Source organism: Nonomuraea africana (assembly GCF_014873535.1).
GTDB lineage: Bacteria > Actinomycetota > Actinomycetes > Streptosporangiales > Streptosporangiaceae > Nonomuraea > Nonomuraea africana.
Map to the genome: position 1 here is coordinate 6411939 of NZ_JADBEF010000001.1, position 14757 is coordinate 6426695.

Annotated in this window: 9 protein-coding genes; 3 read left to right on the plus strand and 6 right to left on the minus strand. The window is 70.1% G+C overall.

Translation table 11 applies throughout. The features are described from left to right. Positions 1-7 precede the first annotated feature (7 nt). Positions 8-1876, plus strand: a complete 1869-nt coding sequence (locus tag H4W81_RS30345) for a fumarate reductase/succinate dehydrogenase flavoprotein subunit (protein WP_192777946.1) — start codon at positions 8-10, stop codon at positions 1874-1876. Continuing rightward, complete coding sequence (locus tag H4W81_RS30350; RefSeq protein ID WP_192777947.1) at positions 1873-2625, plus strand: succinate dehydrogenase/fumarate reductase iron-sulfur subunit; 753 nt, start codon at positions 1873-1875, stop codon at positions 2623-2625. Before H4W81_RS30345 ends, H4W81_RS30350 begins: the two co-directional genes overlap by 4 nt. Before the next feature lie 466 nt (positions 2626-3091). Here H4W81_RS30350 and H4W81_RS30355 read toward each other — a convergent pair whose 3' ends face one another. After that, complete coding sequence (locus H4W81_RS30355) at positions 3092-4792, minus strand: hypothetical protein (RefSeq protein ID WP_192777948.1); 1701 nt, start codon at positions 4790-4792, stop codon at positions 3092-3094. Positions 4793-7005: 2213 nt separating this feature from the next. Between H4W81_RS30355 and H4W81_RS30360 the strand changes: the two genes are divergently transcribed. Continuing rightward, on the plus strand, positions 7006-7443 hold the full coding sequence (locus H4W81_RS30360; protein WP_192777949.1) for a hypothetical protein: 438 nt from the start codon (positions 7006-7008) through the stop codon (positions 7441-7443). A 361-nt stretch (positions 7444-7804) separates the two neighbouring features. Here the strand turns inward: H4W81_RS30360 and H4W81_RS30365 are convergent, their stop codons facing one another. From H4W81_RS30365 to H4W81_RS30385, 5 genes are read right to left on the minus strand one after another with little or no spacing between them, the layout of a single operon-like run. Next, positions 7805-8194, minus strand: coding sequence for a (deoxy)nucleoside triphosphate pyrophosphohydrolase (locus H4W81_RS30365; protein WP_192777950.1), 390 nt, complete (start codon positions 8192-8194; stop codon positions 7805-7807). A gap of 31 nt (positions 8195-8225) precedes the next feature. Continuing rightward, positions 8226-9317, minus strand: coding sequence for a C40 family peptidase (locus H4W81_RS30370; RefSeq protein WP_318782042.1), 1092 nt, complete (start codon positions 9315-9317; stop codon positions 8226-8228). After that, the gene (locus tag H4W81_RS30375; RefSeq protein ID WP_192777951.1) at positions 9314-9958 is read right to left on the minus strand and encodes a hypothetical protein; all 645 of its coding nucleotides are present in this window, start codon (positions 9956-9958) and stop codon (positions 9314-9316) included. The genes H4W81_RS30370 and H4W81_RS30375 overlap by 4 nt, the downstream gene beginning before the upstream one ends. Positions 9959-9960: 2 nt before the next feature. Next, positions 9961-12213, minus strand: coding sequence for a type IV secretion system protein (locus H4W81_RS30380; protein WP_192777952.1), 2253 nt, complete (start codon positions 12211-12213; stop codon positions 9961-9963). Continuing rightward, entirely contained in the window at positions 12210-14684 is a 2475-nt protein-coding gene (locus H4W81_RS30385) for an ATP-binding protein (RefSeq protein ID WP_192777953.1), read from the minus strand. The genes H4W81_RS30380 and H4W81_RS30385 overlap by 4 nt, the downstream gene beginning before the upstream one ends. Positions 14685-14757: the final 73 nt, after the last annotated feature.

A 14757-nucleotide genomic window follows, 5' to 3' on the forward strand; every position in this document is an offset into this window, starting at 1 on the left:
CCAACAAGTGGAAATCGAGCGTCACGAATACGACGTCGTCGTCATCGGCGCTGGCGGCGCGGGTCTTCGGGCCGCCATCGAGGCTCGTCAGCAGGGCAAGCGCACCGCCATCGTGTGCAAGTCGCTGTTCGGCAAGGCCCACACCGTCATGGCCGAGGGCGGTGCGGCCGCGGCCATGGGCAACGTCAACCCCGACGACAACTGGATGGTGCACTTCCGCGACACCATGCGCGGCGGCAAGTTCCTCAACAACTGGCGGATGGCCGAGCTGCACGCCAAGGAGGCGCCCGACCGGGTATGGGAGCTCGAGGCGTGGGGCGCGCTGTTCGACCGTACGAAGGACGGCAAGATCAGCCAGCGCAACTTCGGCGGGCACGAGTATCCCCGCCTCGCGCACGTGGGCGACCGCACCGGCCTGGAGCTGATCCGCACCCTGCAGCAGCGGGTGGTCGCGCTCCAACAGGAGGACTACGAGAACCACGGCGACTACGAGGCCTACATCAAGGTCTTCTCCGAGTGCACGGTCACCCGCCTGCTCAAGGAGAACGACGCGATCGCCGGCGCGTTCGGCTACTGGCGCGAGACCGGCAACTTCGTGCTCTTCGACGCCCCCGCGGTCGTGCTGGCCACCGGCGGCATCGGCAAGTCGTACGTGGTGACCTCCAACTCCTGGGAGTACACCGGAGACGGGCACGCCCTGGCCCTGCTGGCGGGGGCGAAGCTCATCAACATGGAGTTCATCCAGTTCCACCCGACCGGCATGGTGTGGCCGCCGTCCGTGCGCGGCATCCTGGTCACCGAGTCGGTCCGCGGCGACGGCGGCGTGCTGCGCAACTCGCTCGGCGAGCGCTTCATGTTCAACTACATCCCCGAGGTGTTCAAGGACAAGTACGCCACCACCGAGGAGGAGGGCGACCGCTGGTACACCGACCAGGCCAACAACCGCCGCCCACCGGAGCTGCTGCCGCGTGACGAGGTCGCGCGGGCGATCAACTCCGAGGTGAAGGCCGGACGCGGCTCACCGCAGGGCGGCGTCTTCCTCGACGTGTCCACCCGGCTGCCGGCCGCCGAGATCATCAAGCGGCTGCCGTCGATGCACCACCAGTTCAAGGAGCTGGCCGACGTCGACATCACCGCCGAGCCGATGCAGGTCGGGCCGACCTGCCACTACATCATGGGCGGCGTCGAGGTCGACGCCGACACCGGCGCGGCGGCCGTCCCCGGCCTGTTCGCGGCCGGCGAGGTCTCGGGCGGCATGCACGGCTCCAACAGGCTCGGCGGCAACTCGCTCTCCGACCTGCTGGTGTTCGGACGGCGGGCGGGCGCGGGAGCCTCCGCCTACGTCGACTCCCTGCCCGCGCGGCCCGCCGTCTCGCAGGAGAGCGTCGACAGCGCCAGGGCCGAGGCGCTCGCCCCACTCGAGCGCTCCGGCGAGAACCCGTACGAGGTCCACGCCGAGCTCCAGCGCACCATGAACGACCTGGTCGGCATCATCCGCAGGGCGGAGGAGATCTCCGAGGCGCTCGAGGTCGTCGAGAAGCTGAAGGAGCGCGTGCACCTCGTCGGCGCGGCCGGCGGACGCGTCTACAACCCCGGCTGGCACCTCGCGCTCGACCTGCGCAACATGCTGCTCGTCTCCGAGTGCGTGGCCAAGGCCGCGCTGCTGCGAGAGGAGAGCCGTGGCGGGCACACCCGCGACGACTTCCCCGGCATGAACCCCGAGTGGCGGCGCAAGCTGCTGGTGTGCTCCGCCACGGCCGACGGCTCGGCCGTCACCGTCGAGGAGAAGATCCAGCCGGCGATGCGCGAAGACCTGCTCAACCTGTTCGAGGTGAGCGAGCTGAAGAAGTACCTCACCGACGAGGAGCTCTCATGAGTTACAAGGCGAAGTTCAGGGTCTGGCGCGGTGAGGGCGGCGAGGGCAAGCTCGAGGACTTCACCGTCGAGGTCAACGAGGGCGAGGTCGTCCTCGACATCATCCACCGCCTGCAGGCCACCCAGGCGCCCGACCTGGCCGTGCGGTGGAACTGCAAGGCGGGCAAGTGCGGCTCCTGCTCCATGGAGATCAACGGCAAGCCGCGTCTGGGCTGCATGACCCGGATGTCCACCTTCACCGAGGACGAGACCATCACGGTCACCCCGATGCGCACCTTCCCTGTTATCAAGGACCTGGTGTGCGACGTGTCCTTCAACTACCAGAAGGCACGCGAGGTCCCCTCGTTCACGCCGCCCGCCGACGTCAGGCCCGGCGAGTACCGGATGAAGCAGATCGACGTGGAGCGCTCGCAGGAGTTCCGCAAGTGCATCGAGTGCTTCATGTGCAACAACGTCTGCCACGTCATCCGCGACCACGAGGAGAACAAGCCGGCCTTCTCGGGGCCGAGGTTCCTCATGCGGATCGCGGAGCTGGACATGCACCCGTACGACGTGGCCGACCGCAAGGAGTCGGCACAGAAGGAGCACGGGCTCGGGTACTGCAACATCACCAAGTGCTGCACCGAGGTGTGCCCGGAGCACATCAAGATCACTGACAACGCGCTGATCCCGATGAAGGAGCGCGTGGTGGATCGTACGTACGACCCGCTGGTCTGGCTCGGCAACAAGATCTTCCGCCGCCCGAGCTGACCCTCCCCCCCGGGGCCGTCCCCCACGGCCCCGGGGCCATCTGTCTCTCTGGTCCCCTGGTTTCCCGGTGTGTGGCCGTTTGTGTGGGGTGCCCCGGTTTCCCGGTGTGTGGCCGTTTGTGTAGGGTCCCCCTGTTTCCCGGTGTGTGGCCGTTTGTTCGGGGGTGCTCTGCCGCCGGGTGTGTACGGCTGTCGCCGCCCCACGCGCCGCCCGCCGTCGTGGGCTCGCGTCTGTCCCCGTGCGCCACTCGAGCAGGACTTCGCTTCCCACCGCAACGGCGAGCCGCCAGACAATCGGGGCCAGAAACCATCAGACGAGTCGCGGCCTGAAACCCGTCGGACGAGTCGCGGCCAGCCGTCGGACCGTCATCGGCAGGCGATCACCCTGGCCAGAAGCCGTGGCCATCATCGCGGCCGGCAACCATCAGACGATCGCCCCGTCAGAAGCCGTCAGACGATCGCGGTGGTCAGAACTCGCGGCGGTCGCGGTCCTCCGTCATCGGGACGATCGACGACGGGTCGTCCTGACGGTCGTCGCCGAACTGCCACGGCTCGGCGTCACCCGGCTCCAGACCCGTAGGGGCGGACGGCACCGGGTGGCTGTGGTGCGGCTCGCCATAGGGAGCGTCGCCTCCGGGCGGGAGGTCACCCAGCGGCTGCTGGTCCGGCGGGACCAGCGGCTCGAACAGGTCGCGGTACTCGGGCTCCGGCCCCTCAGCCGCCCCCGAACGCCCCTCCGCGAGGTGCCCGGCAGAACCCGCAGGCCCCTCGGCGGACCAGTCGCCCACTCCCGGGAAGCCTTCACCGCCTTCCGACCTCCCCCTGAGGTGCCCGGCAGGACCCGCAGGCGCCTCAGCATCACCCATCGCCGGGAGGCCCGCATCGCCCGTGGAAGCCCTCTCGCCATATCCGTGGTGCCCGGCGGATTCGTCGAGGTATCCGGAAGCGTCCGCGTCGTCCGCCATCGACCCGCCGCGGTATCCGGCGGACCCCGTGACGAGGTCGGCGGGGAGCGGGTCGTCGCCCGCCACCTGGAACTCGCGCGGCTGGAACGCGTCGAAGCGCGGCTCCTCGTGCTGCACGTCCTCCGGCTGCCGGTAGTCGCCCTGCCCGTAGTCGCCCTGCTGGTGTTCCGTCTGCTGGTAGTCCGGCTGGCCGTACTCCGGCTGGGCGTGTTCGGGCTGGGCGTGTTCAGGCTGGGGGAACCCGGGCTGAGCGTATTCCGGCTGCGTGTATCCAGGCTGCGGGTGTCCAGGCTGTGGGTGCCCCGGGTGCTGCGCGTATCCGGGGTACTCGGCGGTCGGGACCTGCTGGCCGTACATCGCCGGGTCCTGCGGGTAGGGCTGCTGGTAGACCGGCGCGTACTGCGCGGGCCCTCCGGGGTAGGTCTGCACCGGCACGAAGCTGATGATCGGCGCATAGGCGGGCACCGCGCCCGCGTAGCCGGGACCCGCCGGGTAACCGTACGGCTCGGGGGTGGGCTCGCCGCGGTGACGGCCAGGTCCCTGCGGGCCCGCCCTGCGGACGGCGGCGGCGTGGGCCAGCCTGCGCAGCCGTCCCTCGAAGATGAGGACCGCGAACAGGGCCAGCAGCACCAGCACCAGCGCCGGAATGCCCAGCTTGCGGCTGAGGTCGGCCTGGTTGTACTCAGGGGCCGCGTTGCGCACGACGAGCTGCTCGGAGTCGGTGGGCGCCGTGGTCGGCGTTCCGGTGTCCAGCGTCGTGGGGGCGCTCTCCTGCACCGAGGGGAAGGAGAACGTCGGCTCCGGCTCGGCGGTGGTCGGCGGCGCGACAGAGCCGCTGGTCGGCACCACGGGCGGCGGCTGCACCGGCTGTTCCTGCGTCACCGGCGGGCTGGTGGGCGCCTGCGTGGTCTTCTGCGGCTCGGGGGCCTTGCTGATCTTCGTCGCCGACGGCGTCACCGTGGTCGTCACGGTGGTCACCGGGTCGGTCTGGGTCGGCGTGGGCGTGGGGAGCGTGGTGGTGATCGTGACCGTGGTGACGACCTCGGTGGGTTCGCAGCTCTCCCCCGCGTCACACGGAGGCACCACGTCACCCGCGTCTGGATCCCTGGCCACGACCGACGCGCTGGCGACCTGGCCGATGAGCGGCACCGCCGCGAGAACCACACCGCCGCTGATGCCCAGAGAGAGCAGAAGGGCGGACACGGCTGTCAGTCGCCTGGGTGCCACCGCTGCCCTCCGCGCATTCCTGGACCTTGGTCAAAGAGAATACTAGGGCGGTAAATGTAACAGCAAAGTCCGATTTACAACATCGCCCGGATTTTCGACCAGATACGGCCCCGCGCCCCCCTTTCGCCACCACCCAGAACACCCCCGGATACCAACTTGACACCCTTTCGCCACCACCGAGAGCGACCGGCCCCGCTGCACCTTCACCACAGCCCCGAGCTCGCCCGGACACCAGCTTGGTAGGTCTTTGCCACCACCCCGAGCACACCTGGACACCAGCTCGGTACGTCTTCGCACCGTCCTCAGCCACACCTGGACACCAGCTCGGTGCGCCTTCGCCACAGCCCAGAACGCCAGGCCCGCTGCGCCTTCACCACCGCCGAGACATCTGGTCCGTTTCGCCCTCGCCACCGCCCTGAGCACGCCTGGATACAAGCTCGGCGCACCCTCGCCCAGAGCACCCGGATACCAGATGGTGATGCTTCCGTCACCGCCCTGAACGGCGGGCCCGCTGTACCTTCGTCACCGCCCAGAGTGCGCCGAGCAGCAGGACGATGCCGCCTCCTGCGATCGGAAGTCCGTTGGCCCCCGACGTGAGGTCCCACCGACTCTCGGCCTGCTTTCTGACATCGGAGCCAGGAATCTCCCGGGGCAACGGCACAGCGAGAGCCGACGATCCGGGATTGGCTCGCGGATGAGGTGCCACCTGTGGCAATCGCAATTGAGGATCGTTCCACAATCCCGCACTGGACCCCGACTCAGCCGGTCCGGCACCCGGCGCAACCGGCGCACCACCCAACGACGGCACACCCGAATCAACGAGCCCCGACCCGTTCCCGGCCTGTGGGGAGGCAGCATCACCGGCACCCGGATCAGCACCCGAGACCCGCGCCTTGCCATCACTCCCGAGTGAGTCCCCACCCGAGGCCCTCGAGGCACCATCCCCCAAAGGCGAACCCGAGGTCCGGGATGCACCGTCACCCGCCCGCGAGTCGGAGGCCCGGGATGCACCATCCCCCAAAGGCGAACCCGAGGTCCGGGATGCACCGTCACCCGCCCGCGAGTCGGAGGCCCGGGATGCACCATCCCCCAAAGGCGAGCCCGAGGTCCGGGATGCACCGTCACCCGCCCGCGAGTCGGAGGCCCGGGATGCACCATCCCCCAAAGGCGAGCCCGAGGTCCGGGATGCACCGTCACCCGCCCGCGAGTCCGTGCCGGGGACGCGCAAGGAGTCGTCGACCGCACGGGAGTCCGCGTCGGAGGCGCGTGAATGCTCATCCGAGGCCCGCGGGACACCGTCAGCCGAACGCGGACTCCCTGCCGACCACCGCAGGTCATCATCGACCACATGCGGGGTCCAGCTCGTGATGATCGGTTCCGGACGAGTGCCGGACGAGTCGACCTCGCCGCCTCCCACAGGCACCTTGCTCACGGCCGAACTCGGGACGGACCCGGGCATCTGCGAAAGCGAGCCAACCGGCGAACTGGTGGGCGGCGCCTTGGAAGTGGAGCCACCCGGCGGACCGACGGGCGCCATCGGAAGCGAGCCAATGGGCGAACCGGGGGGTGCCTTCGGAGGCGGACCAGGGGACGCGCTCGAAAGCACGCCTGGAGGTGAACCTAGGGGCCTGCTCGGAAGCAGACCCGGAGGCGAACCCAGGAGCGAACTGGTCACCGGCCCCTCAGGCACACCCACGAGCGGCCCAGCAGCCGACGAATTCGCAAGCGAACCAGTGGGGAAACCAGGAAGCAAGCCATTGGGCGAACCAGGAGGCGTGCTCGGAACCGGGCTAGTGGGTGAAGCGGTGGGTGCCGGTGCCGGGCGCAGGAGGAAGCCGGTGGGTGAGGTGGGACCGAAAGGCTTGAGCAGGCCAGGGTTCTGGGGCGCCGCCGTCTCGGAGTGGAGGCCCTGCGTCCCAAGGTAAGGCCCAGACGGTCTGCTGGCTTCTGTTCCTGAGTGGGACGGAAGGCCCAAGCGGGGAGCCTCGATCGTTTCGAGCCAGCCCTCCACCGCGCCGTGGGGATCCGCCGAATCGCTGAAGGCCCCGCCCCTCCGCGCCGTGCCCACGACCTCCGCGCTCGGAGCCGCCACGGCGGGCTCCCCGTCGGGGCCCGTCGTCATGATCTCTTCATCCGTGCCAGTGACGCCCGACCGCTCGGGCTCAGCGGGATCCTCGAGCACGCCGGCGATGCCACCAGGCGAGGCGTCGGTCGAAACCAGCGAGGCAGCCAAGCAAGACGAGGCAGAGGAGGCCGACGAGCCTGGGACGGGCGAACCTGAGCCGGACGAGGCTGAGGCAGACGAGGCAGGCGTGGACAAAGCCGAGGCAGACGAGGCCGGGACCGGCACCCCTGAGAGAGGCCACCCTGAGAGAGGCGACGCAGAGCCCGGCGACACAGAGCCCGGCGACGCTGAGGAAGGCGAGCCTGAAGCAGGCGCCTCTACGGCATACGAGGTCAGCCAGGGCCATGCGCTCGAGGGCGCGGAGACCGTGGAAGCTGACGTGGTCGGCGCGGCCGGCGAAGCGGGACGAGCGGTGCACTCGACGGCGGACAGGGCCTGTGACCGGTTGGTGGCCACGGCGAGCCTGGCGTCGTGGGCGTCCCCCTGCAGCGCGATCCTGTAGCGCAGCACGTCGCCGGTGCGCACCCAGTGGCCCAGATCCGGGTCGCCGAGGCGCTCCACGCTGAGCCCGACCGGCGGAGCCTGCTCAGACCCAGGGGACTCCGCGACACCCCCGGCCGACTCCGACACACGCCCGGCCGAATCCCAAAGACGTCCCGTGGTGTCCGGCAGAGGTCCTGTGGAAGAGGGGTTGAAAGCAGCGGCCGCGGAGGTCGACGCGGTCGCCAGGATCAGCGCCCCCGACCCGACGGCCGACATCATTCGGGCGCGATGCCACCAACTCACTGCGCTTCCCCGATTCCCCGATACAGGCGCGAACCTTCAACACGCCTAGTAAGGGTTATGTCACGCAGTGCAGCGACTTAACCCTCTCGGAGCAGAATCTCCACCGCCTGCACCACCGGCAGGTCCGCCGCCAGCCAGGGCACGTCGTAGAGCTCGTCGAGGCCCAGCCAGCGCAACGCCAGATGCTCCTTGGCCTCGGGCGTCCCCGAGACGAGCGAGGCGAGCCAGACCCGCATCACGTAGTCGTCGCCGAGCGGCCACTCGCCGCCCACCCGCTCGCCGAGCGAGACGAGCACGCCGAGTTCCTCATGGCACTCCCTGACCAGCGCCGCCTCGTCGCTCTCGCCCTCGTCGACCTTGCCACCGGGGAACTCCCACCCGCCCGCCAGCGCCGGCGGTTCGGCCCGCTGGGCGGCCAGCAGCCTGCCGTCGGCGACGATCGCCGCCCCCACCACCACAACCGTCATCGCGTCTCCTCGCCCTCGAAGGTCCCCAACCTTAGAGCGCCGAGTCGAGTTTCTTGAGCTGATCCACGACGTCGGCGTTCTGCAGCGGCCTGGTGAATCCCACGATGGCGTCGCGTCCCCGGTAGCTGGTGACCTTGATCGGGCCGCACAGCCGGCACCTGGCCTCGATCATCTTGCCCTTGGAGACGACCATGCCGACATGTCCCGGACTGTCGGGTCTCGTGCCGGGTCCGGCGTTGAAGAACACCAGGTCGCCCGGCTGCTCCTCGCCGTCGGGCACCTTCACCCCGAACGGCCACTGCCCGAACGTCGTGCGCGGAATCGTCAGCCCCACGCTCCGATAGGCCATGTAGATGATCCCCGAGCAGTCGAAGGCGTCGGGTCCCGTGCCACCCCACAGGTACGGCTTGCCACGCTGGTCGAGGGCGTAGGCGAGGATCCTGGCCACCACGTCGTTGGGCGCCGCCTCGACGAGCGGTTCGTCACAGGCGGAGTCAGCCTGGGGCGGCACCTTGACGGTCCCGTCCTTGGCGTACTTGCGGGCGATCTCCTCGACCTGGTCGACGTACCACCAGGCCCGGTTGTACACGAACAGCGACCGCCTGACGTTCTCGGGCGCGCCGTTCCGCTTGAGCATGCGGGCCGCGCCCAGGATCGCGTCGGCCGGGTTGTAGATGTCGCCCCACCCGTCGCCGTCGCCGTCGGAGGCGTACCCGTTGAACTTCGACGGGATCTTGATCCGCTTGGCCCCGCCCCAGGTGCTCACCAGGAACTGCATGGGGCCGGCGGCACCCGCGTAGTTGGTGCCGCTCTGGACGCCGGGCAGCGTGGAGCGTCCGTGGTCGGTCTCGCGCTTGCCCACGGCGGCCAGGATGGTCCACTGGACGCCGATCTTCTTGCCGAACTTCTGGTAGAGCGCGAGGTAGTCGGGCGGTATGTCGGAGGTCGCCCCGTCGGAGGCGGCCTCGTCCTCCTGCGTGACCTCCTCGCAGTCGGGCAGCCCGCCGCCGCTGATGAAGGAGGGGAAGGAGGTCATCAACATCGGGGACATGATCAGCGCCACCAGTACCAGCCCTGCGAGGCCGATCGCCCCGACGATCTTCGTGCGGGGGGAGAGGTTCACCCGGGGCTGTCTCCGTCCTGGCCCTCGTCGGCGGGCTGCAGGTCGAAGACCCGCCAGTCGGAGCCCATCTGCTGCATCGTGACCGCGTACGCCTCGTCCCGCCTGGTCGGCCCGCTCTTGGCGGAGACCTCCCTGGTGCCCGTGACGACGAAGACGATCGAGGTCCTGTCGACCTGCCTGATCTCCTTGACCTTCGCGGTCGCCTGCGAGACCACCTCGTCGGCCCGGTTCGCCTCGACCGTGCCGGGCGAGGTGATGGTGCGGGTCAGCACGTCGGCCAGGCCCGTCGTGGTGAACACCTTCAGCCTGCCGGCGTAGACCGCGGGGTCCTCGTCGTAGCGGAAGGTGCCGTAGGCGGCGGTGAAGCGCTCGGCCAGGTCGGCCGCCGCCGCCAGCTCCTGCTTGGTCATGGGCAGGAAGGAGTAGATGTCGAAGGGCGCGTCGCTGGCCGTCGCCAGCGGGGTGACCACCGCCGGCGCGGCGGCCGACCCCGATCCCGTACGGCCCGCCGTCACCTCCTGACCCGACGTGGGCGGTGCGGTCTCGGAGTCGGGCCACATCGTCACGAAGATGCCCACCGCCGCCAGCACCAGGACGATCGCGGCGAAGGCCAGCCCTCTCTTGTCACCCGGCTGTGCCATCGTCAGTCCTTGTCGGGGCTGTTGGGCCGGAGCCAGAACGGCACGGGCGGCTCTTCACTCCTGCCCTCGCTCTTGCGGCTGGGCAGCCACAGCGGCGGCGGCTCGGAGGAGCGCGCCTGGGGCACGTCCGCCGGCCGTCCCCCACCGGAGGACCCGCCGGAGCCGCGCGAGGACGAGGAGCCCCGGGTGGACGAGGAGCCGCGCGAGGACGCGCCCGATGAACCCGACGAGCCCGACCCGCCGCCGAACAGCCCGCCGGAGGACCGGGAGCCACGGCCGGAGCGCGTCGTGCCGCCGGATCCGCCGGATCCGCTCCTTGACGCCCAGCCGCCACCCGATCTACCGCCGAACCAGCCGGAGCCGCGTGACCCGCCGGAGCCCGTGACCCCTGAGCCTCCGGAACCGCCCGACACCGTCGAGCCGCCCGACCGGACCGGACCGCCCGCGGCCGAACCGCCGGTGCCGGACGTGCCAGGCCCCGAACGCGTCGGCCGCGCCGTACGGCCCGAGCTGAGGTTGAGCGGCGGCGCGGCGCCGGTGCGCTGCGCGGGCGCCGGCCTGGCGCCCGCCTTGCCCTCGGCGTCGGTGGCCAGTGGCGCCGGCACGCGGGTGCCCGAGGGGCTGCCCGCGGCGGCCCCCTCCTCGCCCCTGACCCTGCCCTGCGCGACCGCGGCGCCCACGGCGGCCGAGGCGCCCGCGGTGCCGCCCGCGGCGGCCGCCTGCAGGACGGGTTCGGCCTTGCGCAGGCCCCAGCGGCCCGCCTTGGTCACGGCGACGGGCGGCAGCGTGGTGGCCGCCCGCTCCAGGAGCGGCGAGGACGCCGCGTCGCCGAGCATCCTGGTGGTGAGCGTGTGGCCGTTCATCGAGGCGAACAGGTGCTGGAACGGTCGCCGGTAGAAGAAGACGGCGATCGTCAGCAGCGCCATGAACAGGATCTGCATGCCCCACGGCAACGCGGTGGAGATGATCAGGGCGTAGCCGTACACGAGCACGCCCAGCACCAGCGCCAGGACGGCCTGTCTGAGCAGGGTGCCCACCAGCATCTCCACCCAGCGCATCGCGATGATCCGCCCGCTGCCCGGATGGACGCCGATGAGCAGGAACACCGGTCCCATGATCAGCAGCAGCAGGAAGCCGACCTTCAGCACCAGGAGCGAGACCGCCACCAGGAAGATGAGCAGGCCCGCGATGAGCGCGGCCAGCAGCGCGCCGATGGCGATGCCGAGCCTGCCGCTCCAGTCCTTGCCCTGGAACAGGAAGTAGATCGGGGTGGTGCGCAGCGGGGTGGAGATCTCCTCGTAGGCGGCCTGGTGCGCGTTGCTGTTCGGGGTCTGGGCGGTCTGTTCCTGTCTGTCGATCGCCTGGACGTCGAGGAGCTTGGCGCCGAAGTCGCGGATCACCGGCGCGTTGGGGTCGGAGGTGCCGAACTGGCCGACCAGCCACGGCTTGCACACCAGCGTGGACCACAGGGCGTCGGCGTTCTGGTCGACGCCGGGCGTGCCGGTCCTGCCGTAGCCGCCCTGCACGGCCTTCTCGTCCGTCGAACCCTTGGTGGGCAGGCAGGAGGTGCCGCCCGCGCCCGGCAGGCCGGAGAAGGCCTGGTTGACGACCTCGGTGGTCTTGTCCGTGACGATCTTGCCGAGCCCGGTGAAGTCACCTGGACGGCTGAAGAACCACACCGCGACGGTGACCGCGAGGACCATCCACACGACGGCCTCGGTGGTGACCGACGCCCTGCGCCTGAACAGGCCGTACCAGGCCAGCCAGATGGCGGCCAGGATGATGATCGGCTGCAGGAACGGCCAGTACATGGCGTTGGCGAGGTTCTCGACGATGTCGTCGACGACGTCCTTGATGGACTGCAGCGGGCCCTCGGTCGCCGCCGCCTGGTACGTCGTGATCGTCAACCGGTCGACGGCCTTCGCCCAGTCGAAGATCATGTTCGCCCACGAGTTGCCGAGCACGGCGGCCACGTCGCTGCACCCGAGCCCCTCGGTGTGCCAGAACTGGCCGCTCATGCCATACCGGGCGTAGTTGGTGGTCGCCTGGGGCGCCGCCGCCGCCGCGTCGGGCGGCGGCGGTTGCAGCAGGCCGTCGACACCGCTGCCGACGAGCTGCGGGGCGAGGTCGGGTGAAAGGTCACAGAACGGAGCGGCGGCGGCCGCCGTGCCCGAGGGCAGGGCGAGCGGGAGCGCGAGCATGCCGACGAGCAGCACCAGCGCCAGCGTCAGCCGCCGACGTAGTCGGCCCTTCATGAACGTACCTCCTGCGCTCCTGTCACTCCCCCGCGAATATGATCATGCCCGTTCTCCCCGGGTTTGTCGTGCGTCGGGTTCGTGTCGAGCCACCGCAGCAGCTCTTCGGAGATCAGGTCTACGCCTATGCGGCCCGCTCTGCCATCGAGATCACGGAAAATGCATTCGCCGTTGCCCAGAGATCGCAGAACCGCCTTGTGCTCCTCCGAGGCCTCCACGCCGAGCAAAGCCATGACGTGGTCGACCTCCACCCGTTCGGTGGAGCGGAAGGCGAAGACCGAGGAGAGACAGTTGGTCACCTGCTCGTTGAGAAGGTCTCCCGCGTTCTGCGAGACCAGGACGAGCGCGGTGTTGCGGGAGCGGCCCATCCGGCTGACCTCGGGCACCAGCTTGGCGCCCTCCGGCGTGGAGGTGATCGCCCACGCCTCGTCGAGGAAGATCGCCTTGGGCGCGCGCCGGTCGAGGCCGTTCATGAGCCTGCGGGCGAACTGCGAGACCAGATAGAGCAGCGCCACCGACAGCCGCTGCTCGTAGGAGTAGTCGTCGCGGCCCGTGGTCGCGTCGGGCAGGGTGAGGCCGCCTAGCGTGAAGACGGTCGTCCACCCCTCGGAGTCGATCTGCTCGCCGCCCGAGGGGTCGAAGCAGAGCCTGGCCAGATGCATCTCCGACATCGAGCGCAGCACGGCCCCGAGGTTCTTGGAAGCCGCGTCGTCGGCCTGCTCGAGGAAGTCGACGACCTTGCCGAGAGAGGGGTCGGGCGCGTTGGAGACCGCGGCGACCGCCTGGATCATCGCCGACTCGCGCTCCTCCGACATGCGCGGCAGCAGCAGGCGCAGCGTCTCCGTCGCCATCGTCTTCTTGGCGGCGATGTCGTCGCCGAAGGAGAACGGGTCGAGCAGTCCTGGCGCGGCCGAGCCCAGCGGGATGATCCTGGCCTTGCGCTCGCGCTTCTGCAGCAGCTGCACCAGCGACTCGGCGTCGCCCTTGGGGTCGATCACCGCGACCGTCACCCCGCGCAGCGCCATCTGGTAGATCATCAGCAGCGCGAGCGTGGTCTTGCCGCCGCCGGGCTCACCGGTGATCGCGATGGCCGTCGGCCTGTTGCGGGAGGCCGCCACCAGCGGGTCGAAGTGCACGATGCTGCGGGCGCGGCCGACCGTCTCTCCGATGTACGGCCCGTGCCAGCCCGCCTCGGTCTCGATCCGGTCGCCGAGGTCGACCGTCGCGGTCGCCATCCCGCCCGCGATCGTGCGCAGCGGCTGGCGCTGGGCATAGGCGTTGACGGTCACCTTCTCCCCCGGCAGCGCCTCGCAGAACAGCGAGAACTGGTCGCCGGTGGAGTGGACGATGTCGATGCCCATGTCGCGGTAGTGCTCGACGACCGCCTCCACCCGCTGCAGGCAGATCTCCTCGGTCGGGGCGCTGACGACGAGGCGGTGCCAGCCGTACACGAAGGGCAGTCGCTCCTTGGTGATGCCGTGCTCCAGCATGCGGGCCGCGTCGATCTGCTCGGCCAGCGCGATCGGCGCCTCCGCGCCCGCCTCGCGGATGTGGATGTCCATGTCGCGGGCGTGCGCGAGCTTGCGCGCGACGTCCTTGGACGCCTTGACCGGCGGGATCAGCCGCATCCTGCTCGAGATCTCCACGGGGAAGGGGAGCTGGTCGGCGAAGTGCATCCACGGCTCGCCGTCGGGGAAGGGCATCAGGTCGGGGAAGCGGGCGAAGGACAGGTGCGCCACGTAGGAGTCGCCCTGCGGCTGCACGATGCGCAGGAACGACCTGCCGTTGTGGATCTGCCCCTCGACCAGCGACTCGATCTCGCCCTTGCCCCAGCGACGCTTCGGGCTGGCGCTGGCGGGCGGGTCGCCGAGCGAGGCGGTCGCCGCGTGCCTGAACAACCAGGCGACCTCGCCCGAGGTGGCGTGGCGGGCGTACAGGGCGCTGGAGGCCAGCGCCCTGCCCAGGCGCTCGGCCTGCTCGGTCCACTTGGTGATCTCGCTGTCCGGCACGTGGTCGTCGTCGAGGCCCAGCGCCTTCTCGCTGCGCTGGTAGAAGCCGAACAGCTGCGACAGCACGCCCGCGCCGAGCTGCCTGCCGCGCGGGCCGAGCCGTACGCCGAGGTAGACCTCCTTGGACCAGAAGTCCTTGGCCCAGACGTGCCGGTACATCTCCTCCAGGTAGTCGCGCCAGCCGGGCCCCTCGTCCGAGGTCGCGTTGAGCGCCATCGCCCATTCGGCCGCGGGATATGCCCGGTGCGCGACCCGCAGGTGCACCTCGGCGTCCGGCATGCGGATCGCCGCCAGGGCGATCGTGATGTTGGTGGCGAGCGCCTCGCGCTCCTCCGGCGTGACGAACTCGTAGCTGACCGTCGGCAGCCTGAAGTACGCCCACGCGGAGCTCTCCGTCAGCAGGATGCGATCGTCGAAATAGCGGACCGCCAGACGCTGGTGCGCCCGAGTCGACCTGCTCATGCCGCCCCCTCTGCGCATGAGCTTCGCTGGCCAGTGAGAAGCGTGCTCATCAGACCGCCATACCTCCGTCATG